This is a genomic window from Mesorhizobium sp. LCM 4577 (assembly GCF_001854795.2).
In the GTDB taxonomy this organism is placed as follows: domain Bacteria; phylum Pseudomonadota; class Alphaproteobacteria; order Rhizobiales; family Rhizobiaceae; genus Mesorhizobium; species Mesorhizobium plurifarium.
Genome location: NZ_MDDU01000001.1, coordinates 592,858 through 615,546 on the forward strand (window position 1 = coordinate 592,858; position 22,689 = coordinate 615,546).

The 22,689-nt window shown below is 64.8% G+C and carries 21 protein-coding genes; 10 read left to right on the plus strand and 11 right to left on the minus strand.

Annotated elements, in window-relative coordinates; all coding sequences use genetic code 11:
- Nucleotides 1–10: 10 nt before the first annotated feature.
- The 5 genes from LCM4577_RS02835 to LCM4577_RS02855 all read right to left on the minus strand — a co-directional run bounded on the left by LCM4577_RS02835 (nucleotide 11) and on the right by LCM4577_RS02855 (nucleotide 4,484).
- Nucleotides 11–1,387: an aspartate aminotransferase family protein gene (locus tag LCM4577_RS02835; protein ID WP_071036534.1), complete on the minus strand. Its 1,377-nt coding sequence runs from the start codon at nucleotides 1,385–1,387 to the stop codon at nucleotides 11–13.
- Nucleotides 1,388–1,459: 72 nt separating this feature from the next.
- Nucleotides 1,460–2,434, minus strand: a complete 975-nt coding sequence (locus LCM4577_RS02840) for a WD40 repeat domain-containing protein (protein ID WP_071036533.1) — start codon at nucleotides 2,432–2,434, stop codon at nucleotides 1,460–1,462.
- Between the two features lie 110 nt (nucleotides 2,435–2,544).
- A complete protein-coding gene (locus LCM4577_RS02845) occupies nucleotides 2,545–3,072 on the minus strand; it encodes a GNAT family N-acetyltransferase (protein WP_071036532.1) in 528 nt (175 codons plus the stop codon).
- Nucleotides 3,069–3,347 carry a DUF1778 domain-containing protein gene (locus LCM4577_RS02850; protein WP_040988913.1) on the minus strand — a complete coding sequence of 93 codons (279 nt, stop codon included), beginning with the start codon at nucleotides 3,345–3,347 and terminating at the stop codon, nucleotides 3,069–3,071. The genes LCM4577_RS02845 and LCM4577_RS02850 overlap by 4 nt, the downstream gene beginning before the upstream one ends.
- Nucleotides 3,348–3,428: 81 nt before the next feature.
- Nucleotides 3,429–4,484 carry a GTP-binding protein gene (locus LCM4577_RS02855; RefSeq protein WP_071069507.1) on the minus strand — a complete coding sequence of 352 codons (1,056 nt, stop codon included), beginning with the start codon at nucleotides 4,482–4,484 and terminating at the stop codon, nucleotides 3,429–3,431.
- Nucleotides 4,485–4,870: 386 nt separating this feature from the next.
- On the opposite strand from LCM4577_RS02855, the gene LCM4577_RS02860 reads away from it, so the two are divergent.
- Nucleotides 4,871–5,344, plus strand: a complete 474-nt coding sequence (locus LCM4577_RS02860) for a MarR family winged helix-turn-helix transcriptional regulator (RefSeq protein WP_071036813.1) — start codon at nucleotides 4,871–4,873, stop codon at nucleotides 5,342–5,344.
- A 236-nt stretch (nucleotides 5,345–5,580) separates the two neighbouring features.
- Here the strand turns inward: LCM4577_RS02860 and LCM4577_RS02865 are convergent, their stop codons facing one another.
- On the minus strand, nucleotides 5,581–6,441 hold the full coding sequence (locus LCM4577_RS02865; protein ID WP_071069509.1) for an AraC family transcriptional regulator: 861 nt from the start codon (nucleotides 6,439–6,441) through the stop codon (nucleotides 5,581–5,583).
- Between the two features lie 45 nt (nucleotides 6,442–6,486).
- Between LCM4577_RS02865 and LCM4577_RS02870 the strand changes: the two genes are divergently transcribed.
- The 5 genes from LCM4577_RS02870 to LCM4577_RS02890 all read left to right on the plus strand — a co-directional run bounded on the left by LCM4577_RS02870 (nucleotide 6,487) and on the right by LCM4577_RS02890 (nucleotide 10,699).
- Complete coding sequence (locus LCM4577_RS02870) at nucleotides 6,487–6,894, plus strand: DUF2000 family protein (protein WP_040988983.1); 408 nt, start codon at nucleotides 6,487–6,489, stop codon at nucleotides 6,892–6,894.
- A 303-nt stretch (nucleotides 6,895–7,197) separates the two neighbouring features.
- Nucleotides 7,198–8,082: a DMT family transporter gene (locus LCM4577_RS02875; RefSeq protein WP_071069873.1), complete on the plus strand. Its 885-nt coding sequence runs from the start codon at nucleotides 7,198–7,200 to the stop codon at nucleotides 8,080–8,082.
- A 65-nt stretch (nucleotides 8,083–8,147) separates the two neighbouring features.
- Entirely contained in the window at nucleotides 8,148–9,170 is a 1,023-nt protein-coding gene (locus LCM4577_RS02880; protein ID WP_071069511.1) for a LacI family DNA-binding transcriptional regulator, read from the plus strand.
- Entirely contained in the window at nucleotides 9,167–10,150 is a 984-nt protein-coding gene (locus LCM4577_RS02885; RefSeq protein ID WP_071069513.1) for a 2-hydroxyacid dehydrogenase, read from the plus strand. The genes LCM4577_RS02880 and LCM4577_RS02885 overlap by 4 nt, the downstream gene beginning before the upstream one ends.
- A gap of 156 nt (nucleotides 10,151–10,306) precedes the next feature.
- Nucleotides 10,307–10,699, plus strand: a complete 393-nt coding sequence (locus tag LCM4577_RS02890; protein WP_071069515.1) for a hypothetical protein — start codon at nucleotides 10,307–10,309, stop codon at nucleotides 10,697–10,699.
- A gap of 15 nt (nucleotides 10,700–10,714) precedes the next feature.
- Here the strand turns inward: LCM4577_RS02890 and LCM4577_RS02895 are convergent, their stop codons facing one another.
- Complete coding sequence (locus tag LCM4577_RS02895; protein ID WP_071069517.1) at nucleotides 10,715–11,488, minus strand: gamma-glutamyl-gamma-aminobutyrate hydrolase family protein; 774 nt, start codon at nucleotides 11,486–11,488, stop codon at nucleotides 10,715–10,717.
- 265 nt (nucleotides 11,489–11,753) lie between these two features.
- On the opposite strand from LCM4577_RS02895, the gene LCM4577_RS02900 reads away from it, so the two are divergent.
- Nucleotides 11,754–12,863, plus strand: a complete 1,110-nt coding sequence (locus tag LCM4577_RS02900) for a TRAP transporter substrate-binding protein (RefSeq protein WP_071069519.1) — start codon at nucleotides 11,754–11,756, stop codon at nucleotides 12,861–12,863.
- A gap of 171 nt (nucleotides 12,864–13,034) precedes the next feature.
- On the opposite strand, the gene LCM4577_RS02905 is transcribed toward LCM4577_RS02900, so the two are convergent.
- From LCM4577_RS02905 to LCM4577_RS02920, 4 genes are all read right to left on the minus strand, one after another.
- Entirely contained in the window at nucleotides 13,035–14,057 is a 1,023-nt protein-coding gene (locus LCM4577_RS02905; protein WP_071036524.1) for a zinc-dependent alcohol dehydrogenase family protein, read from the minus strand.
- 10 nt (nucleotides 14,058–14,067) lie between these two features.
- On the minus strand, nucleotides 14,068–15,864 hold the full coding sequence (locus LCM4577_RS02910; RefSeq protein WP_071069520.1) for a TRAP transporter large permease subunit: 1,797 nt from the start codon (nucleotides 15,862–15,864) through the stop codon (nucleotides 14,068–14,070).
- Nucleotides 15,861–16,466: a TRAP transporter small permease subunit gene (locus LCM4577_RS02915; protein ID WP_071036522.1), complete on the minus strand. Its 606-nt coding sequence runs from the start codon at nucleotides 16,464–16,466 to the stop codon at nucleotides 15,861–15,863. Before LCM4577_RS02915 ends, LCM4577_RS02910 begins: the two co-directional genes overlap by 4 nt.
- A gap of 202 nt (nucleotides 16,467–16,668) precedes the next feature.
- On the minus strand, nucleotides 16,669–17,574 hold the full coding sequence (locus LCM4577_RS02920) for a branched-chain amino acid ABC transporter permease (protein WP_071069522.1): 906 nt from the start codon (nucleotides 17,572–17,574) through the stop codon (nucleotides 16,669–16,671).
- 94 nt (nucleotides 17,575–17,668) lie between these two features.
- Between LCM4577_RS02920 and LCM4577_RS02925 the strand changes: the two genes are divergently transcribed.
- The 3 genes from LCM4577_RS02925 to LCM4577_RS02935 all read left to right on the plus strand — a co-directional run bounded on the left by LCM4577_RS02925 (nucleotide 17,669) and on the right by LCM4577_RS02935 (nucleotide 22,548).
- Complete coding sequence (locus LCM4577_RS02925) at nucleotides 17,669–18,277, plus strand: CGNR zinc finger domain-containing protein (protein ID WP_071036520.1); 609 nt, start codon at nucleotides 17,669–17,671, stop codon at nucleotides 18,275–18,277.
- Nucleotides 18,270–18,800 carry a hypothetical protein gene (locus LCM4577_RS02930; protein WP_071036519.1) on the plus strand — a complete coding sequence of 177 codons (531 nt, stop codon included), beginning with the start codon at nucleotides 18,270–18,272 and terminating at the stop codon, nucleotides 18,798–18,800. Before LCM4577_RS02925 ends, LCM4577_RS02930 begins: the two co-directional genes overlap by 8 nt.
- A gap of 274 nt (nucleotides 18,801–19,074) precedes the next feature.
- Nucleotides 19,075–22,548 carry an indolepyruvate ferredoxin oxidoreductase family protein gene (locus LCM4577_RS02935; protein ID WP_071069524.1) on the plus strand — a complete coding sequence of 1,158 codons (3,474 nt, stop codon included), beginning with the start codon at nucleotides 19,075–19,077 and terminating at the stop codon, nucleotides 22,546–22,548.
- Nucleotides 22,549–22,689 lie beyond the last annotated feature (141 nt).

Here is a 22,689-nt window from a genome sequence, read left to right on the forward strand (position 1 = left end):
ACTGCTTGTCTCACGCCGCAAGTTTGCCCGCAACCGCGGCGAAGGCGGCGATCAGCCGCCTCACTTGTGCGGACGTTGTGACCGGCGATATCAGCATCATGTTGTGGAACGGCGCGATCAGCACGCCGCGATTGACCAGCGCGACATGGATGGCGGCTTCGAGTTCCGGCGCATGCGCCTTCTCCGCCTCGCCACCATTGTGCAACGGTCCCGGCGCGCAGATGAATTCGACGCGCGCGCCGACCCGCGCGACATGCCAGGGCAGCTTGTTTCGCTGGATGACGGCGGAGAGCCCCGCATCGAGCCGGCGCGCCAGCCGGTCCATATGCGCGTAGGCCTCCTCGGTCATCACCTCTTCCAGCGTCGCGCGCATCGCCGCGAATTGCAGCGGATTGGCCGACAATGTTGTGCCCATGCCGGAATAGCCGGGCTCCTTGGTCCGGTTGTAGGCGCCGTAGCGCGTGGCGACCTCCTCGCTCATGCCCCAGATGCTCGCCGGCACGCCGCCGGCCACCGGCTTGCCGAGCACGAAGAAATCCGGCTCCAGCCCGTGCTTCTTCGTAAAGCCGCCGGAGCCGGTGGAGATGGTATGCGTCTCGTCGATCAGAAGCAGCGTGCCGGCCGCGCGGGTCAGCTGCCGCAGCGCGTCGTGGAAGCCGGGTTCCGGCAGCACCATGCAGGAATTGGTCAGCACCGGCTCGGTGATGACGCAGGCGACGTCGCGGTCCGCAAGCGCTGCCTCCAAGGCTGGGATGTCGTTGAATTCGACGATCTTGGTAGCCCGCGTGAGATCGCGGAACTCGCCCGCGAGCCCAGGCCGGTTCACCGGCTTGCCGTCGATCAGCCGCACCATCGTCTCGTCGACCGAGCCGTGATAGCAGCCGTTGAAGACCAGGATCTTCTCGCGTCCCGTCACCGCGCGGGCGACGCGCAGTGCGAAGCGGTTGGCGTCCGTGGCGGTGGTGGCGATCTGCCAATAGGGCAGGCCGAAGCGCTGCTGCAGGAGGGTGCCGATCGCCAGCGCGTCCTCGCTGGGCAGCATGTAGGTCAGGCCGCGCGCGGCCTGCCGGCGGATGGCGCGCGCGACCGCAGGCGGCGAATGGCCGAGCATCGAGCCGGTGTCGCCCAGGCAGAAATCGTCGAGCCTGTTGCCGTCTATGTCGGTGATGGTGGCGCCCTTGGCGCCGTCGACCAGGATCGGGAACGGCGTTGGCCAGTCGGTCATCCAGTGCATCGGCACGCCGCCGAGGAAACCGGCAATGCCGTTGCCGAGCTTCGCCTCGGATTTCGGCCGCGCCTTGCGGAAGGCGGCCGCCTCTGCCTCGCGCAACGCTGCGATGCGGGCGATGTCGATGCCGCCGATAGAAGTCCCGTCGGTTGAATGCATGAGCCCCCCTGAGGCAGTAGGCAGTAGGCAGTAGGTGCCGTCACCTAAGCCCTACTGCCCAATCCCTACTGCCTATGCTGTAATATCGATGACGCCGCAATCGCCGGCGGTGCTTCCGAACACGATGCGGCGCTCTTCCTTGTCCCACGTCATCGACGTGATGGCGCCCTTGCCGGGGCGGCGTAGCAGCACTTCCTTGGCATCGGCGAAGCGCGCCGCGATCACCATGCCGTCCTCATATCCGATGGCCGTGACGTCCTGGCTCGGATGGCAGGCGACGCAGGTCACCATCGTGTTGCCGCGCGTGCCGAGCTCCAGCGGCGCCTTGCCCATCGGCCCGTCCTTGGCTTGGAACGGCCAGACGATCGCCGCCGGCGCGCCGGAGCTTGCCAGCCATTTACCCTTCACGCTCCAGGACAGGCTTTTCACCTTGCCGGGATAGCCCGACATGCGCATGTGCTTGCCGTCGGCGAGCTTCCAGCCATGCAGCGCATTCTCCTGCATGGTGGTGACGAGGAAGGCGCCGTCCGGCGAAAAGGTGATCCCGGTATGGGCGCCAGCCCATTCGAGCTCCACCGGCTTGCCCTCGGCGGCCGGGAAATGCAGCGTCGCGCCATTGTAGCGGGCGACGCCGAAACGCATGCCCTTGGGCGAGAAGGCCAGCCCCTCCACAGAACGCGGATGGGCAAATTCCTTGATCCTGCCGTCGGCGAAACGCACGAACGCGGTCTTGCCGGAGGCATAGGCGATCGCGCCCTGCGGTCCGGCAGTGACGCTGGTGACCCATTTCTTGCCGACGCTGGCGAGTTCGCTCACCTCGCCGCCGGCCTTGACAGCAAACACCTTGCCGTCCTCGCCACCCGTGATCAGCCGGTCGTTGGCCGCGTCATGGAAGGCGGAAAGCAGGCCGTCATTGGCCTGTATCGTTTTCTGCCCGTTGTCCAACCGGTGGATCGCGCCGTCGGCCAAGGCGAAATGCGGCACGTCGTTGAGGAAGACGGCGGCGACGCAATGGCCTTCGAGATCAAGCGGGGCGACTGTGGGCATGGCTTCCTGCGTGAGCGAGATTTGGATTTATCTGGCGGCTTACTCGACGTTTCCCGCATCGGCAACCATAGGAACCGGCAGCGGTCCCTCAAAGACAGGGTGGGAAGGCATCAAAGCAGCCCCTTTGCCCGCAACTCCGTCGCAAAAGTCGCAAGCGGCATCACCAGTGTCAAAGGTTGGCCTTGAAGAGGCTCGGCACCGTAGCTGGTGTACCATCCTGCTGCCCGCTCACTCTTGGCGTCAATAATGAGCAGGACGCCGCCGCCCTCGCCAGCGAGGCGCAAGCAGCGGAGCGCGGCGGCGGCAAGCAACTGACCGCCAAGCCCTTGCCCTGCAACGCGGCGATCCGTCGCGAGACGGGCAAGCTTGAAACCGGAAACTTCGTGCCGCGCCAAACCCCTCGTCATGGCCGCGGGCACGGTTTCGTGAGCGAATGCAGACGGCGCGATTGTATAAAAGCCGAGAATCCGCTCGGTATTCGCGTCGTCGATTGCACAGAAGGTCTTGGCGGCATTTTGTTCGTGGCTCTGTCGCGCGAACCGCCGCAAAAAGTCATTCATCTGTGCGTCGCCGCAGTCGAACGAGGCCCGATCGTGCTGTTTCGCAATCGGCTGCTCGTGCCAGGACGGCAGTGTCACAGTGTTTCCGGTAAGGCCGCGATCGCCGCTCGCAGTTTTGCATTGGGTCTCGGCGGATTCTCCAGCAGGTCGAGTATGCGTGTGAAATTACGGTCGGATACTTTTGTGACCTCCGCGGCTTCGATCACAGCCTGCGCCTCGGGAACGACCTTGTTGAGGATGAAGTCGGCAACGTCCTGATGCGAGAGTGCAGCCGCGCGCGCGATCATCGCCTTCTGCGCGGGCGCAATGCGAATTTGATAGCGCTCAGTCTTCTGGTCGGAGGGCCGCGACATAGGGTGTCTCCCAGGCTTCATGTACACATGGTATGTGTACATGAAGCCGCAATCAATCCTATGGGATAAACAATTTGGCGTTTAGGCCGCCTGGCAGGCCTCAAAACTCTTTCTGAGCCGCTCGGCGTCGAGATCGCGGCCGATGAAAACCAGCCGGCTTTCATGCTTTTCGCCGTCCTTCCAAGCACGCTGGTGGTCGCCCTCGAGGATCATGTGCACGCCCTGCAATACATAGCGGTCCTCGTCGCCCTTGAGCGCGATGATGCCCTTCAGCCGCAGGATGTTCGGCCCTTCCATCTGGGTGACCTTTTCGATCCAGGGGAAGAACTTCTTCGGATCCATCTCGCCGCCCCRCAGCGACACCGACTTCACCGTCACGTCATGGATGTCGGACGCATGGTGGTGATGATGATCGTGACCGTCGTGATGATGGTGGTCGTGATCGCAATCCGGGCCGCATTCATGGTCGTGATCGTGGTCGTGCGCCTCGAGGAAATGCGGGTCGTTCTCCAGCGCCCGCGACAGGTCGAAGGCGCCGCGGTCGAGCACTTCGTCGAGCGCCACGCCGGACCGCTGCGTGCGATGGATCTTTGCCGCCGGATTGATGGCGCGGATGGTCGCTTCGACCTTTTCGAGCTCTTCCGGCGTGACGAGGTCGGTCTTGTTCAGCACCACCACGTCGGCGAAGGCGATCTGGTCCTCGGCTTCCTTGGAATCCTTGAGGCGCAGCGGCAGGTGCTTGGCGTCGACCAGCGCCACCACAGCGTCGAGCTTGGTCTTGGTGCGCACGTCATCGTCCATGAAGAAGGTCTGCGCCACCGGCACCGGATCGGCGAGGCCCGTGGTCTCGACGACGATAGCGTCGAAGCGGCCGGGCCGGCGCATCAGGCCCTCGACGACGCGGATCAGGTCGCCGCGCACCGTGCAGCACACGCAGCCATTGTTCATCTCGTAGATTTCCTCGTCGGATTCCACGATCAGGTCGTTATCGATACCGATCTCGCCGAACTCGTTGACGATGACGGCGTAACGCTTGCCGTGGTTTTCCGACAGGATGCGGTTGAGCAGCGTCGTCTTGCCCGCGCCGAGATAGCCGGTGAGAACGGTTACGGGGATTTGCGTCTGTGCATCGCTCATGGTTTGCCTCGAAGATCTTGGCCTCGAAAATCTGGGATTGTCGGCCTCATATAGGATGGGTGCCACGCTTTTGCACGCGCCAAACCGATAGGCCAGGCGGAGCTCCTGACCGGCGGGCGCCGAGGGACGGATTGGCGGCGGCCGGGGCAGGCAGAACGGAGGGGCCACGAGAGTGGCCAGAGGTCATTGCCGGCCTCCGTTGTGAATCTCGTCGGTTCAAAAGTCGTTTGTCATCTAACTGAAATAAACATCTGGCATCACCTGCGCGGGCACCGCAATGCTTGCCGGCAAAGCGTTCCGCAAGCCGGTTCTTAGAGATCGTCATTTGCCAACCGTCGGGCGGCCTCTATGCTGGCCGCGCCGGTTCGGCCGAAGAGGGAACGACCATGGCCAAGGCGGACAAGACAGCGACCATGAGCCGGCTGCATTCGGCGGCGAGATTGGCGCGCACGGCGCTCGCCGCGCGGCTTCTGGCGCATGGTTTTTATGCCGGCCAGGACCAGATCATGCTGGCGCTCGACCGCGAGGACGGCCAGACTCCCGGCAATCTCGCCGGCCGGCTTGGCGTGCGGCCGCCGACCATCACCAAGACCATCAACCGGCTGCAGGCGCAGGGTTTCCTCGAAAAGCGCGCCTCCAACGCCGATGCCCGCCAGGCCCATATATTCCTCACCGAGTCCGGCCGCGAAACCATCCGCGCCATCGAGAAGTCGGTCAAGAAGACCGAGAAGCAGGCGCTGAGGGGCCTCGACAAGAAGGACCAGAAGGCGCTGTTCAAGTTGCTCGCCCGCATCGAGGCGAACCTGTCGAACGAAGATCTGGTCCTGTTGGACGACGACGCGGAGCTGGATGAAGCGTAAGCGCGATGCGAAGCATCGTCGCTTCACTCACCCACGTCGACATTGTTCCGAAAGCGTGACGCGCAGCGTCATCGCTCAACCGCGAGGCGTTGGTGACAGACGCGCGATGCGAAGCATCGTCGCGCAACCGTGGATCAATGCATCGGCGGCTTAGAGGAAGGGCGACGACGCTGCGCGTCGCGCCTAAGCGCCATCATCGGGCGTCTCGCGGTTAGCGACGATGCTGCGCATCGCGCCTACGCGTCGCGCACAAGCGTCGCCCAGCGCCCCGGCGTCATGCCGAACGCCTTCTTGAAATGCCGGTTGAAATGGCTCTGGTCGCTGAAGCCGGCGCCGGCGGCGATCTCCGCCAGCGACTCGCCCTCGGCGATCATGCGTCGCGCTCTTTGCAGCCGGCGCATCAACAGGAAGCGATGCGGGCTGGTCGAATAGGTGGCGCGAAAATGGCGCGACAGCGCGTAGCGGTCGAGGCCGGTGACGGCCTCCAGCTCATCGGAATGCACTGCACGCTCGGCATTCTCTTCCAGATAGTCGCGCGCAAGCGCCGCTGCGCGCCAGGCGGTCTTGCTCGCTGACTTTGCCGGCTTTCCCGCGTGGCGTCTCAGATGCTGCGCCAGTTGCGCGACGAAATCCGCCACGAACAGGTCGCAGAGCTCTTCGTTCAGCGGCGCCAGCGCCGAGAACAGCGTGTCCCGTAGCGCCGGATCGTCGACAACGGCGCCATGGACGAAGGGCAGCGGCTCGCCGCCGAGGCAGTCGAGCAGCAGGGACGGCTCCAGGTAGAGGATCCTGTAGCGCAGCCCGTCTTCCGTGCCGGCGCCGCCATCGTGCAATTCGTCGGGGTGCAGCACGATCGCCTGGCCCGGCAGGCTGTGCTGCAGCGCGCCGCGATAATGGAAGCGCTGCACGCCGTTGAGTGTAACGCCGATCGCATAGGTGTCGTGCCGGTGCAGCTCGAAGGCGTTGCCGTGGAAGCGCGCCTCGATGCGTTCGAGGCCAAGCCCGCCCGGCGCCGAAACGATGCGATCGCCGTTGGCTGCATCCGCGCACGAACGTTCAAGACCTTCCGTCGCTTCCGCGCCTAGAGCCTGCGCCATCGCCCTGTTCCGCCCGTCATGGGCCATCTCGGAGTATCAATCTTGGTGTTCGATACGAAAATTGCAATTGTCCTGAGAGAGGATCTGCCGGTGTGGCAGAAGCTCAACGTCACCGCGTTCCTGACCAGCGGCATCGTCGCGCAGTTTCCCGAAATCATCGGCGAGCCCTATCGCGACCGCGCCGGCAACCTTTATAACCCGATGTCGATCCAGCCGGTCATCGTCCTGTCGGCCGATGCAGCGACGCTGGGCACGATCCATCGCCGGGCCTTGGAGCGCGGGGTGACGACGTCCGCCTATGTCGAGGAGATGTTTTCGACCGGGCACGACGTCGCCAACCGCGCCGTCTTCGCCGAATTCGCGCCGGACGACGCCAGGATTGTCGGCATCGCCTTGCGCGGCGACAAAAAACTCGTCGACAAGATCACCAAGGGCGCCCGCATGCATGGTTGATTTTGTACCGTCTTGAACGTTCGGGATTGGCTGCAACCTCGCGACCTCGTCATCCTCGGGTCTGCGCGCGTCGCTTCGCTCCTTGCTCCGGCCGTGGATGACGACCCGCGAGAACCGTTCGAACCAATCGCCGACGGCAATCCGCTCTAAGCCTGTCCGGCGCGCTTGTTGGGCCAGTCGCTTTTGGCTTGCTGGCCAGCGGCGATTGCCGCAGAAGGGTAATGTCTATCTTCCTTCGGCCCGACCTTGAGCATTCCCAAAAACACCGACGACAGCGCAACGCCGCCCGCGGCGATGCTTCTGATGCTTTGCGTCTATGTCTGCTTCACCTTTCTGGACACCTCCAGCAAATATCTGGTGCTGGCCGGCGTCTCGGCGCTGATCGTCGCCTGGACCCGCTTCGCCGTCCATGTCCTGCTGGTCGGCCTCTTTCTGCGCGGCTGGCGCGAGCCGAGGCGTTTTCGCGCCAACAACCTGCCGGCGCATATATTGCGCGGCTGCATGCTTTTCGGCTCCACCATGTTCAACATCCTGGCGCTGAAGACACTGCAGCTCGCCGAAACCACCTCGATCTATTTCTTCGGCCCGATGGTGATCACCGCTCTTGCCGGCCCGCTGCTTGGCGAATGGGCCGGCTGGCGGCGATGGCTCGCGATCCTCACCGGCTTTGTCGGTGTTCTGATCATCACCCGGCCGGGCGTCGGCGTGTTCGGCATCGGCCATCTCTTCGCGCTGGGCTCGATGCTGTCGAACAGCTTCTACGTCATCATGACGCGGCGCATGTCGGCGACGGAAACCTCCGAGAGCCTGATATTGTTCTCGGCGCTGGCGCCGTCGGTGCTGCTGGCCCCGATGCTCGCCTTCTCGCCCGCGCTGCCGCACGGCGGCATCCAATGGTTCGTCGTCCTGATGCTGGGCGTCTTCGGCGCCGGCGGGCACTATCTGCTGGTCCGCGCCTATCGTCTGGCGACCACGACGCAACTGGCGCCGTTCCCCTATTCGCAAATGGTGTGGATGATCATCTCCGGCTGGGTGATCTTCCACCAGTTCCCCGACCGCTGGACGTTGCTCGGTGCGGCCATCATCGTTGCCAGCGGGCTCTACATCATTCACCGCGAGCACCGGCTTCGCGTCCGCAACTCCGCTTCGCTCGACACTGAGGCCGAGGCGCTGGCGAAAAAACTTTGATTTGCTCCCGATCGATGGCATAAGGCCGAATTTAAACAGTTTAAAGACCCTGGGGAGCGAAGGGCCTGGCACAGAAGATCAAGCTTTCGACAATCGCGGATGCGCTCGGCGTCTCCACGGCAACGGTATCGCTGGCGCTGCGCGACAGCCCGCTGGTGGCCGGCGCCACGCGCGAGCGCATCAAGGAACATGCCCGCGCCATCGGCTATATCTACAACCGCCGCGCCGCCTCGTTGCGCACCTCGCGGTCCGGTATTGTCGGCGTCGTCGTTCACGACATCATGAACCCGTTCTTCGCCGAGATCCTGCGCTCGATCGAAAGCGAGCTCGACCGCAGCCGCCAGACCTTCATCCTCTCCAACCATTACGACCAGTTGGAAAAGCAGCGCACCTTCATCGACACGCTGCTGCAGCTCGGCGCCGACGGCGTCATCATGTCGCCGGCCATCGGCACTCCGGCCGAGGACATCATCATGGCCGAGGAAAACGGCCTGCCGGCGGTGCTGATCGCGCGCACCGTGGCCGGCGCCGACGTGCCGGTGTTCCGCGGCGACGATGCTTATGGCACCGCATTGGCCACCAATCATCTGATCTCGCTCGGCCACAAGCGCATCGCCATGGTCGGCGGCACCGACCAGACCTCGACCGGCCGCGACCGCTACCAGGGCTATCTCAACGCGATGGAGGCGGCCGGCCTGGAGGTGAAGCCGTCCTGGCGCATTCCGGGGCCGCGCACCAAGCAGGCGGGGTTCGAGGCCGCGGGGCAGTTTCTGGCGCTGAAGGACAAGCCCACCGCCGCCTGCTGCTGGAACGACCTGGTCGCGATCGGGCTGATGAACGGCATCGCGCGCGCCGGCCTCGTGCCGGGCGTCGATATCTCCGTGACCGGCTATGACGATCTCGAGGAGGCGGCAATCGCGACGCCGGCGCTGACCACGGTCTGGAACGGTCAGCGCGAGGTCGGCCGCCGCGCCGCGAGCGCCTTGCTCGACAAGTTGAACGGGCAGGCGGTGCGGCCCTCGCAGGAACTGATCAAGCCGGAACTGCATCTGCGGCAGTCGACCGGGAAGCCGGTGGAGCGTGCATGACCAAGCCCGAAGGAGGATTGCCGGTCGCCATCCTGGTGCCCGCCGATTTCAACGATCATGCCGTCAGCCGCATCGACAAGGCGTTCAGGCCTGTGCGGATCGAACGCGCCGATCCGGCGCTGGTGACGGACGAGATGCGCGCGACGGTGCGCGGCATCGCGTCCTACGCAGGCATCAGCGCGGCGATGATCGACGCGCTGCCCAATCTCGAGATCATCGCCAGTTTCGGCGTCGGCTACGATTCCGTCGACGCCAATCACGCGGCCAAGCGCGGCGTCATGGTCACCAACACGCCCGACGTCCTGACCGAGGAGGTCGCCGACACCGCCATTGGCCTGCTGATCAACACCGTGCGCGAGCTCTACGCCGCCGAGAAATGGCTGCGCGACGGCGACTGGGCGGAGAAGGGCAATTATCGCCTGAGCCGGCTTACCTTGCGCGGCCGCAGCGTCGGCATTTTCGGCATGGGCCGCATCGGCCGGGCCGTCGCCCGCCGCATCGAAGCCTTCGGCCTGCCGATCGCCTACCACAACCGCCGCAGGGTCGAAGGCCTGGCTTACGGCTATCATGCCACTTTGAAAGGGCTTGCCGAAGCCGTCGACACGCTGATCTGCGTCGCTCCGGGCGGCGCTGCCACGGAGAGGGCGATCAATGCCGAAATCTTGTCGGCGCTGGGTCCGAACGGCGTTTTCATCAATATCGGCCGCGGCTCGACGGTCGACGAGGCGGCGCTCGCCGCCGCCCTCGAAAGCGGCGCCATCGCCGCCGCCGGGCTCGACGTCTTTGCCGAAGAGCCGAACGTGCCGCGGGCCCTGCTCGACGCCCCCAACACCTCGCTTCTGCCGCATGTCGGCTCGGCGTCGGTCCACACCCGCCGCGCCATGGCGGATCTCTGCGTCGACAATCTCGTCTCCTGGTTCGCCGAGCGCCGGCCGCTGACGCCCGTGCCGGAGACCATCAACATCAAGGCGCGCGGCTAGAGCGCCTTCAGGCAGGTATAAGGCGGTCTTCCCTCCATCGAACGTTGAACCGCTCCAGGCGCTTTCGCCACATTTGTTAATGCTTTAGCAGCCCCATTAACTCCCACTTAACGCTTTGAAATCATTTTCCATGCTGGTTGAGCGTGGAGAAGCGGCGTGAAGCTGTTCGTCGGGTTGGTTGTGTCGGTTGCGTTGTTCGGGGGCGCGCATGTCCTGTCTGGCGGCGAGGGCCAAAGCACGGCTGTCGAGACCGCCTCCTCGAGCACCTATCGATTGACGGCCAATGGCGACGAAGCCGCCTGCGCCGTGCAGCGCGGAGCTCCGGTCTCGGACGGCCTGTCGCGGCTCGACGTCGCCCCGGACTGCCGCAAGCTGATGCCCGGCATCGAGCGCGTGAGATTCTGGCGCGAGCAGGCGGACGGCTCGGTCGCTTTCAGCGAGAATGGCGTCGATCCGATCGTCACCTTCGAGGTCGCCGATGGCGACGGCTACGAATCCTACGCGCCGGTCGCGCCGCTTCTCGCGCTGAACAGCGACAGCAGCAACTGAATATAAGCGAAGTGTCTATTCCGCTGCGGCCCTGGCACCTGCCTTCGCGGCCGCGTGCAGCCGCACGGCATCGCCGAAGGCCTTGAAGATCTTGGCGGAATTGCTGTCCGACTTCACCCAGTATTCGGGGTGCCACTGCACGCCGACCGCGAAGGCTCGCGCATCCTTGACCGAGACCGCTTCGATCGTGCCGTCGGTGGCCAAGGCCTCGACCTGGAGCCTGGAGCCCAGCAGGTCGATCGCTTGGCGATGCAGGGAATTCACCTTGATCTCGCCGGCGCCGAACACGCCGGCAAGGCAGCTTCCGGGCTTGATCGAAACCGTCTGATGGATGGCGAAGCGCTCCTCCTGATTGTCGCTCACCGGCGCGCGGTGGTCGAGCGAGCCTTCGCGCTCCTGGATTTCGGTGYCCAGCGTGCCGCCCAGCGCGACGTTCAGCTCCTGGATGCCGCGGCAGATCGCAAGCAGCGGCACGCCGCGCTCGATCGCCTTGCGGATAAGCGGCAGCGTGGTGGCGTCCCGCGCCGGGTCGTAGGGCCCGTTGGCCTCACTCGGGTCCCCGCCATAGAGCGAGGGATGCACGTTGGACTTCGACCCGGTGACCATGACGCCGTCGACGGACGACAGCAATTCGTCGAGGTCGAGCCGGTCGCCGAAGGACGGCACCAGGAGCGGGAACACGCCGGCGCCGGCGACCGCCGCCTCCAGATATTGCTGGGGCGCTGCGTGCCAGGTGTAGTTGTCGAACTGGCGGACGTCGGTCGAGATTGCGACGAGCGGCTGCTGCATTTTGGGTTTGGTTTCCATCAGGCCAAGGATTTGTTCTGCCTATAAAATAAGCGATCCGTCGCGGCTTTTCCATGGCAAGTTTCGCCGCCTCGCATGGGCCAGACGAGAGGATGTTAGACTATAGTTGCAGTGGGCCGCTGAATGGCTGCAAGCTTGGCCGGCGGCGCTGGACTCGACTTCTTGCCCGTGTATGTTTCTCCCCCAACCGGTTCGGACACCGAGGATGTCCTGCATCGGTCAGCTGATCCGCAAGGGAGGAAACTTAATGGATCGTCGTTCGTTCATTCGCAAGGCCGGTGCCTCCGGCGTGGGTGCCGCCGCAGCGGCAGCGGCACTCGCCACGCCGGCCATTGCCCAGTCCAACCCGAAAGTGACCTGGCGGCTGGCGTCGTCCTTCCCGAAGTCGCTCGACACGATCTATGGCGGCGCCGAAGTCTTCTCCAAGATGCTGTCGGAAGCGACCGACGGCAATTTCCAGATCCAGGTCTTCGCTTCGGGCGAACTGGTGCCCGGCCTGCAGGCAGCCGACGCCACCGCCGCCGGCACCGTCGAAGCGGCCCATACCGTGGCCTATTATTACTGGGGCAAGGATCCCACCTGGGCGCTCGGTGCGGCCGTGCCCTTCTCGCTCAACGCGCGCGGCATGAACGCCTGGCACTATCATGGCGGCGGCATCGACCTGTTCAACGAATTCCTTGGCACGCAAGGGTTGTACGGCCTGCCGGGCGGCAACACCGGCGTCCAGATGGGCGGCTGGTTCCGCAAGGAAATCAACAGCGTAGCCGATCTCTCCGGCCTCAAGATGCGCATCGGCGGCTTTGCCGGCAAGGTCGTCGAGAAGCTCGGCGTGGTGCCGCAGCAGATCGCCGGCGGCGACATCTACCCGGCGCTGGAAAAGGGCACCATCGACGCCGCCGAATGGGTCGGCCCCTATGACGACGAGAAGCTCGGCTTCTACAAGGTCGCGCCTTATTACTATTATCCCGGCTGGTGGGAAGGCGGCCCGACCGTCCATCTCCTGTTCAACAAGGCGAAATACGAGGAGCTTTCGCCGACCTACAAATCGCTGGTGCGCACCGCGGCGCAGGCCGCGGACGCCAACATGCTGCAGAAATACGACTATGTGAATCCGCCGGCGGTGCGGCGGCTGGTGGCTGGCGGCGCCAAGCTCAGGCCGTTCAGCCAGGAGATCATGGCCGCCTGTTTCGAGAAGGCCAACGAGGTCTATGCCGAGATGGAATCCAACAACGCGCCGTTCAAGAAGATTTGGGAATCGATCAAGGCCTTCCGCAAGGAGCATTATCTCTGGGCTCAGGTGGCCGAATACAATTACGACACCTTCATGATGGTGCAGCAGCGCAACGGCAAGCTGTAGGCTGGGCCTTACCTTCTCCCCTTGTGGGAGAAGGTGGATCGGCGCGCAGCGCCGAGACGGATGAGGGGTGTTGGAAGGAATGAGGCGTTAGCATTCCCTGGAGCACCCCTCATCCGTCGCCTTCGGCGACACCTTCTCCCACAAGGGGAGAAGGAAGATCCGCACTTAGCCTCAACCCGGCACCACCAGAACCTTGACTTCGCCCGGCGCCGGCGGGTTGGCGATCACGTCCGGTGCGTCTTGCAGGCTGACTTGCCTCGAAATCAGCCTGTCGATCTCGATCGCGCCCGAGGCGATCAGCTGCGCCGCCCTTCCATGCGTGAACGGGTTGAGGAAGGAGCCGAGCACCTTCAGCTCGCGAAACAACAGATCGAACGGCTCGATTTCCACCTTCATGCCTTGTGGCACCACGCCGACGATCACCACCGTGCCGCCCGCCCTCGCCATGCGCAGCGATTGCTCGACCGTGTCGCGCACGCCGGCGCATTCCAGCACCACGTCAACGCCGCCCGGCGCCAGGCCATTCGCGCCGGCGACGGCCGCGATTGGGTCGCCGGCGCTAGGATCGATCGTCGCGGTCGCGCCGAGCTCCTTGGCAAGCGCGCGGCGCGAGGCCTGTCGGGTCGACAGGATGATGGTCGCGGCGCCCGCGAGCTTGGCCAACTGAACGACGAGCAGGCCGATGACGCCGCCGCCGAGCACCACCACCGACGCGCCCGGCCGGATCGCGGCAAGGTCGACCCCGTGCAGGCAGCAGGCGAGCGGCTCGCAGAAGGCGCCATGCGTAGGCTTGAGGTTTGCGGGCAGCCGGAAGGCTTGGCTTTGCGGCATCAGCACATAATCGGCGAAGCCGCCGTCGCGGTGGATGCCGATGGCGCTCAGATTGCTGCACAGATTGATGCGGCCGGCATGGCAATGGGCGCAGCGCCCGCAGGCGATGTTGGGATCGCCGGTGACACGGTCGCCTACGGCAATGCCGGACACCGCCGCGCCCACGCCTTCGACGATGCCGCAGAATTCATGGCCGAGCGTCACCGGCGGCGTGCAGGGAAACTCGCCATGGAAAAGGTGCCGGTCGGTGCCGCAGACGCCGCAGGCCTCGATCCGCACCAGGACATCCTCCGGCCCCGGCGAAGGCTTGTCCACCTCGCGAAGCGCGATGCTGCCGATTGCTTCGAGCCGGACTGCTCGCATGGCTGTCACCTCAATTGAAACTCGGCGGCTTCGAAAGGTCGGGCGCCGGCGCCGCCGGCTTGGCAGGCGCGGCATCGCCGAAATTCGGCGGCTGCGACAGGTCGGGCGTGCCGGGCGCGGCAGGTGCGGCGGCGCCATTGGCCGGAGCCGCGCCATTGTCCGCCGGCGGCGTGCCGAGCGGCGACAGCGAAGGCATGTCGGGCAGCTTGAGGTCGATCGTGCTTGGCTCCACCGCGGCGCCCTTGTAGCGCATCACCATCTGCGGGAAGGCGATGGTGAGCCCGATCATGATCACCTGGATGCAGACGAACGGCACGGCGCCCCAATAGATCTGCCCGGTGCTGACCGGCGCGATCTGCTTGCCGGTGATCCTGTCGAGGTAAGGCACGCGGGCCGCGACCGAACGCAGGTAGAACAGCGCGAAACCGAAAGGCGGATGCATGAAGCTGGTCTGCATGTTGACGCCGAGCAGCACGCCGAACCAGATCAGGTCGATGCCGAGCTTGTCGGCGGCCGGCGCCAAGAGCGGCACGATGATGAAGGCGAGCTCGAAGAAATCGAGGAAGAAGGCAAGCACGAAGACCAGGATGTTGACGCCGACAAGGAAGCCGGTCTCGCCGCCGGGCAGCGAGGTCAACAGGTGCTCGACCCAGATATGGCCGTTGACGCCGTAGAAGGTGAGCGAAAAGACGCGCGCGCCGATCAGGATGAACAGCACGAAGGAGGAAAGCCTCGTCGTCGAGGCCAGCGCCTGCTTGATTACGTCGAGCGAAAGCCGCCCCTTCAGCCCTGCCATGATGAGCGCACCCACAGAGCCCATGGCGCCGCCTTCGGTCGGCGTGGCGATGCCGAGGAAGATCGTGCCCAGCACCAGGAAGATCAGCGCCAGCGGCGGGATCAGCACGATCACCACCTGCTGTGCCAGTTTGGACATCATGTTCAGTCCCAGCCGCTGATCGATGATGGCCACGACATAGATGACGATGACGCCGACGGCGAAGCCGAGGATGTCGGCATTGTCGCCCTGCGTCGGCGCAAGATAGCGATAGGCGCCATAGGAGATGGCGCCGGTGACGAGCAGCGCCACGATCAGCGACAGCACGCCGTGGCCGAGCGTGCGGGCCTCCAGCGGCAGCGCCGGCATCGAGTTCGGCCGGACGATCGACATGATCAGGATGTAGAGCATGTAGATGCCGGTCAGCACGAGGCCGGGGATCAGCGCGCCGGCATACATGTCGCCGACCGAGCGTCCGAGCTGGTCGGCAAGCACGATCAGCACCAGCGAAGGCGGGATGATCTGGGCGAGCGTGCCGGAGGCGGCGATGACGCCGGAGGCGACCCTGCGGTCATAGCCGTAGCGCAGCATGATCGGCAGCGAGATCAGTCCCATGGCGATGACGGAGGCCGCCACCACGCCGGTCGTTGCGGCAAGCAGCGCGCCGACGAAGATCACCGCATAGGCAAGCCCGCCGCGTATCGGCCCGAACAGCTGGCCGATCGTGTCGAGCAGGTCCTCGGCCATGCCTGAGCGCTCGAGCACGATGCCCATGAAGGTGAAGAAGGGTATCGCCAGGAGCGTGTCGTTCGACATCACCCTGGTGCCGTAGAAATTGTCCGGCAGCGCGTGCAGCAGCGGCCAGGCAAGGTTGATCGACCCGCCGGAATAGGGCGAGACCAGCACGCCGATGAAGAAGAACAGCAGGCCGTTGGCGGCGAGCGAGAAGGCGACGGGATAGCCGATCAACAGGAAGATGATCAGCGAGGCGAACATGATCGGCGCCATGTTCTGCGCGATGAATTCGATCATGGGCGGGCCTCGCCCGCGATCGCCTTGGCTTCCTCGGCCAGCGCCTTGGCCTCGAGCTCGGCCTGCTCATGCGCCGACACGAAGGGATTGGGATCGTCCATGTCGCCGCGCATGATGGCGATCTTCTTGACGATCTCGGAGACGCCTTGCAGCGCGAGCAGGAAGAAGCCGACCAGCAGGATCGCCTTGGCCGGCCACACGATCAGGCCGCCGGCATTGGTCGACATCTCGCCGCTACGGAAGGACAGCGACACATAGGGCACGAAATAGATCACCATCAGCACGACGAAGGGCATCAGGAAGAAGAGGTGGCCGAGGAGGTCGATCCAGTGCTGCACGCGCCGCGGGAACATGCCGTAGACGATGTCGATGCGGATATGGTCGTTCTGCTTCAGCGTGTAGGCGGCGGCCAGCATGAAGGCGGCGCCGAACAGGTACCATTGCAGCTCCAGCCAGGCATTGGAGGAGGTGTCGAACACCTTGCGGATGACGGCATTGCCGGCGCTCACCAGGATCGCGAGCAGGATCAGCCAGGAGACCCAGCGGCCGATGAACTCGTTGATGCGGTCGATCGTCCTGGATAGAGCGAGCAGCCCTGCCATGCATATCCTCCCTGACCATGCGGCGCGCCCGATTCCCCCTCCGGTGTCGCGCCGCTTGGCCCAACGATATGCAGCGCGTGGTCCGGCAGGTCAACATGACAAAGCCGCGGCAAACGGATCGGCACGCTGGACAGTGGCGGAATACCGCCGCCTGACGATGCGTCATGCAACGAAAGTCTTGGGGGCAACGAAAGTCCGGGGATCAGGCGATCTTGGCCTGGTCGCGCCCGGCGCCGATCAGCACCAGCATGGCGACAAGGAAGAGGTAGATCCAGGCGTCGCGCCATTCGAGCGGGAAGTAGCCGGCCCAAAGCGATTCCGCCATGCCGAAGGCCGCTGCGCCGAGCGCCGCCTTGAGCGGCGACAGATAGCCCCCGACCGCCGTCACGAACAGGATCTTGAGGCCGTAGATCAGCCCGGTGCCGAAGGAGACATTGCCGTAGTAGAGGCCGGCAAGCACGCCGGCCAGGGCGGCGCAGAGGCCGCCGAACAGCACGGCGCGGCGGAACACGGCGCGCACATCGACGCCGCACATCGCCGCCGCTTTCGGGTCGTCGGAGACGGCGCGCCAGGCGCGGCCGAAGCGCGAATGCGAAAACAGCCAAGCTGCCAGCGCCACCAGCGCGATGACCGCCGCGCAGTCGAGCAGCTGGATGACGGTAAGCGTGACCTTGAAGCCGTCGCCCTCGGCGAAAATGACGGGGGTGGCGAGCATCGGCGGCAACCACAGATCATGCGTGTCGGCGGCGATGCGGCTCGCCTCCGACAGGAAGAGCAGGATGCCGAGCGTCGTCACCACGATGGCGTTGGGCGAGCGGTCGGCAAGCCTCTCGAAAACGCTGCGCGACAGGACGTGGCTGATCAGCACCGCATAGAGAATGGCGGCGGCCACGCCGAGCGCCACCGCGGCGGCAAGCGTCAGCCACAGCGCCTGGTAGCCGAAGGCGGCGGTCAGGATCATCGTCTGGCCGCAGAAGGCGAACAGCGCGCCGTAAGCCAGGTTCGTGCGATGCAGGATGCCGTTGGTCAGCACATAGCCGAAGGCGAGCAGCGCATAGAGCGCGCCCGAATGCAGCCCGTTCAGCACCTGCTGGAAGAAATAGAGCATGCGATATCCCGCGGGTCGTGTGACGCGACCTTGGCGAACCGTTGCATTCGGAATCTAACTTGTCAAACACGTTTTATCGGTTAGATTTCTGTCCATGACGGTTTCCTGGACCCCGCACCGCTTCACCGGCGGCATCCTTGCGCTCGATACGGCGAACACCGTCGTGCTGCGCAACGATCCGCAAAAGTCCTTCGACCGCTTCGACGACCCGGCCGAGATCGTCCGCTTCGCCGAGGCGGCGAGCGGTTTTCGCGCGACCGAACTCGGCGGCCGGCGGCTGCGGGCGTCGGAACCGGGCGAGATAAAACCGACCGTCATCTCGATCCGCGAAGCGACCGATCGCCTGTTTCGCCATGCCGTGTCGAACGGCGCGCTCGCGACCAGTCTCCTGCCGGATTTCCTCACGGCCTGCGCCGGTGGACTGTCCGGGAATGCGACCGAGATCGGGATGCCGGGCCAGCCTTTCGGCGATCCGGCAACGCCGATTGCCTTCGAGGCGGCCTTGGCCGTCTCGGCGCTGTCGCTGCTGCAGGGCGAAACGGTGGCGCGGCTTCGGATCTGCCCCAATTGCAGCTGGCTGTTCGTCGACCGCAGCCGCAACGCCAGCCGCTTATGGTGCGACATGGCCGTTTGCGGCAATCGCCAGAAGGCAAACCGCTATTACCGCCGCCGTACGGCAGCGAGGGAGGTTCCCAATGTTTAGGAAATTGTCGCGTTCGGCTCTGGTCGGTGCCGCCCTGGCCGCCGCTGTCGCGCTCGGCGCCTGCCGCGACACCGGCAAGGACCAGCTCTTTGCTATTTCCGGCAAGCTGTTCGAGTTCAACTACCGGCTGGCCATCGCCACCTACGTCATCACGCTGAAGCCGCTGCGGCCGATGGTCGACGGCCAGGTTGCGGTGGTGAGCTTCCAGAACCCGGCCGGCGGCGACCCGCTCGTCGTCAACCAGAAGATCTGGCCGAAGTTGCCCCACATCACGCTGACCAGCCCGCCGCTCTCCTGCGTGGTCAAGGACAAGCCCTATTCCGTCTCGATCCGCATTGAGGATTCGAGCGGCACATTGCTGCAAAGCATCGACACCACCATGACCTCGTCGGAGGACCAGACCATGCTGCCGGACCGGCCGCTGGTGATCGGCCCGAAATACGAGCTCAATCCTGACCTTGCCGGCCACCCGAACGGCAAGCTGCCCGACGAGCAGAAGCCGGATTGCTCGAAAGCGACCTGAAACGCAGGCGTCAAAGCAATCCCAGGAAAAGTGTGAAACGGCTTTCCGCCCGGAATTTTGTCGAACAAAAGCCGCGCCATCGCGAAATTTTTGTTCCTCGCGAAGCGGTTAGCGTGATCTTGCATGCGTCGCCGGCCACTCGCCAGACCGTTTGTTGCGTGTTATCTGGCCCCTGCGATTTTGTTTGACCTCATCGCCAAGGGACGAAAGACTGCGGCGTCCCACTCCGACGTTGGCTGCCTGATTTGGGCCGCCTCCGCAGAGGAAATGCCTGATGACGCTGCACGACGTCGCGCTCGACGACAAGTTCGACCTTGGCAAGGAGCGCGTCTTCCTATCCGGCGCGCAGGCGGTCGTGCGCATGCTTCTGATGCAGCGCGAGCGCGACCGCCGCGCCGGCCTCAACACGGCAGGCTTCGTTTCCGGCTATCGCGGCTCGCCGCTTGGCGGCCTCGACATGCAGCTGTGGCGGGCGAAGAAGCAGCTCGCTCAAGCCGATATCGTCTTCCAGCCCGGCCTCAACGAGGAGCTCGCCGCCACCGCCTGCTGGGGTTCGCAGCAGACCGAGTTGCTGGGCGAAGGCACGCATGACGGCGTCTTCTCCGTCTGGTACGGCAAGGGGCCGGGCGTCGACCGGTCCGGCGACGTCTTCCGTCACGCCAATCTTGCCGGCTCGTCGAAACATGGCGGCGTGCTTGCCCTGATGGGCGACGACCACATGGCCGAATCATCGACCAACGCGCATGCCACCGAATTCCTCTTCGTCGACACCATGGTGCCGATCCTCAATCCAGCCGGCGTCCAGGAGATCATCGACTACGGCCTTTACGGCTTTGCCATGTCGCGCTTCGCCGGCACCTGGGCGGCGATCAAATGCGTCAAGGACAACATCGAATCGACGGCCTCGGTCGACGCCTCGATCGAGCGCCTGGGCATCGTCATTCCCGAATTCGACATGCCGCCGGGCGGCCTGAACATCCGCCACGAGATCGACATGCTCGGCCAGGAAGAGCGGCTGCACGAGTATAAGCGCGCCGCCGCTTCCGCCTTCATCCACGCCAATGGCCTCAACCGCATCGTCTATTCCGGCGGCCGCAATCCCAAGCTCGGCGTCATCACCATCGGTAAGAGCTATCTCGACGTCCGCCAGGCGCTGGAGGATATCGGCATCGACGAGCAGGCCGCCAACCGCATCGGCATCCGCCTGTTCAAGGTCGGCTGCCCGTGGCCGCTCGATTTCCAGCACATCGCCGAGTTCGCCCGCGGCCTCGACACCATCGTCGTCGTCGAGGAGAAGCGCTCGCTGATCGAGGTGCAGCTGCGCGAGAACCTCTACGGCACCGCCGTCCAGCCAGTGATCGTCGGAAAGAAGGACGAGCGTGGCGACTGGCTGTTCCCGGCCAAGGGCGCGCTCGATCCGAACGAGATCGCCATCGCGCTCGGCGAGCGCATCCTGCGCACCATCGGCCCGTCGGAAGAGATCGCGGCGCGGGTGGCGAAGCTGCGCCAGTTCCAGGCGATGCTCGCCGACACCGTCGATATCGGCTCGCGCACGCCTTTCTTCTGCTCGGGTTGCCCGCACAATTCCTCGACCAAGGTGCCGGACGGCTCGCTGGCCGCCGCCGGCATCGGCTGCCACTTCATGGCGCTGTGGATGGACAGGAACACTGTCGGCTTCACCGCCATGGGCGGCGAGGGCGCGCAATGGGTCGGCCAGGCGCCGTTCTCGAAGCGCGACCACATCTTCCAGAATCTCGGCGACGGCACCTACAACCATTCCGGCTTGCTGGCGATCCGCTTCGCGCTGTCGAGCCGAGCCAACATCACCTACAAGATCCTTTATAACGACGCCGTGGCGATGACCGGCGGCCAGCCGCATGAGGGCGGCCTCACCGTCGACATGATCGCGAGACAGGTGCGCGCCGAGGGCGTCGACCGTATCGCCGTCGTCACCGACGAGCCTGACAAATATGCCGGCAAGGCGGATTTCCCGGCCGGTATCAGCATTCATCACCGTGACGACCTCGACCTCGTCCAGCGCGAATTGCGCGACGTGAAGGGTGTTTCGGTGCTGATCTACGACCAGACCTGCGCCGCCGAGAAACGCCGGCGCCGCAAGCGCGGCACCTTCCCCGATCCCGACAAGCGCGTCTTCATCAACGAACTGGTCTGCGAAGGCTGCGGCGATTGCGGCGTGCAGTCCAACTGCGTCTCGATCCAGCCGGTCGAGACCGAATTCGGCCGCAAGCGCCGCATCGACCAGTCGAGCTGCAACAAGGATTTCTCCTGCCTCAACGGTTTCTGCCCGTCCTTCGTCACCGTGCATGGCGGCAAGATCAGAAAGGCCGAAGGCATTGCCGGCAGAGCCGATCCTCTCGACGGCGTGCCGGCGCCGGTTGAATTCGGCATGGGCAACCAGGGCTGGGCGGGAATCATCGACGGGGTCGGCGGCACCGGTGTCGTCACCGTCGGCGCGGTGCTCGGCATGGCCGCGCATCTGGAAGGCAAGGGCTGCGGCATGATCGACATGGCCGGCCTCGCCCAGAAGGGCGGCTCGGTCTTCACCCATGTCCGCATCGCCCCGACACCCGAGGACATCCACGCCATTCGCGTTTCGGCCGGCAAGGCCGATCTTGTGCTCGGCTGCGACCTCGTCGTCTCCGGCGCCAAGAAGGTGCTGGGCGCGGTGCGCGAGGGCCACACGATCTTCCTCGCCAACACCGCCGAGATCATGCCCGGTGAATTCACCCGCTCCGCCGACTTCTCGCTGCCGGTCGAGCGGCTGAAGAAGGCGATCCGGGCGGCCGCCGGCGACGACAAGGCGCATTTCTTCGACGCCACCCGCACGGCGACCGCGCTGTTCGGAAATTCGCTCGGCGCCAACATGTTCATGCTTGGCTTCGCCTTTCAGCATGGCGGCCTGCCGCTTTCGGCCGAAGCCGTTGAAAAGGCGATAGAATTGAACGGTGAAGCGGTGGCGATGAATATTGCGGCTTTCCGCTGGGGCCGTCGCGCCGCGCATCAGCCCGATTTCGTGCGCGGCCTGGTCGCCCAGACCGGCAAGCCGGCGTCGAAGCCCGCCGAGACGCTGGACGATGTCATCGCCCGCCGTGTGGCCTTCCTCACCGCCTATCAGAACGCTGCCTACGCCAGGCGCTACGCCGATCGTGTGGCGATGGCGCGCGCCGCCGAAGCCAAGGCCGTGCCAGGCTCGACCGCGGTGACCGAGGCAGCCGCCAGGAACCTCTTCAAGCTGATGGCGATCAAGGACGAGTATGAGGTGGCGCGGCTCTACACCGACGGCACTTTCGCCGCCGACCTCGCCAAGCAGTTCCAGAGCTATGACAAGCTCGAGTTCCATCTCGCGCCGCCGATCCTCGGCCGGCGCACCAATGACGGCAAACCCCGGAAATCGAGTTTCGGCCCGTGGATGATGAAGGGTTTCCGGCTGCTGGCAGCAATGAAGGGCCTGCGCGGAACCGCCTTCGATCTTTTCGGCTACACGGCCGAGCGGCGCATGGAGCGCCAGTCGCTGAGAGACTACGAGGCCGATCTCGACCTGATCGCCAAAGCGTTGGCGCCGGGCAGGGTGGAGGCTGCGACGGCCCTGGCCTCGGTGCCGTCGCTGATCCGCGGCTATGGCCATGTCCGGCAGGCCAGCGCCGCGAAGGCGGCGGGCGAGCGTGCGCGGCTGATCGAGCGTCTGCAAAGACCGCTGGCAAGCGAGGAATTGCAAGCGGCCGAGTGATCGATACGCCTTGTTTACCTGAACGAGCGTTTCATCAGCTTCCGCAACGTCAATCGACTTGGCTGGAAGGCCCGAAAGCTCTCTCTAAAGCTTTCTTAAGGCGAATATGACACTGCTTGGCTCCCAATGATTGGGATTCAG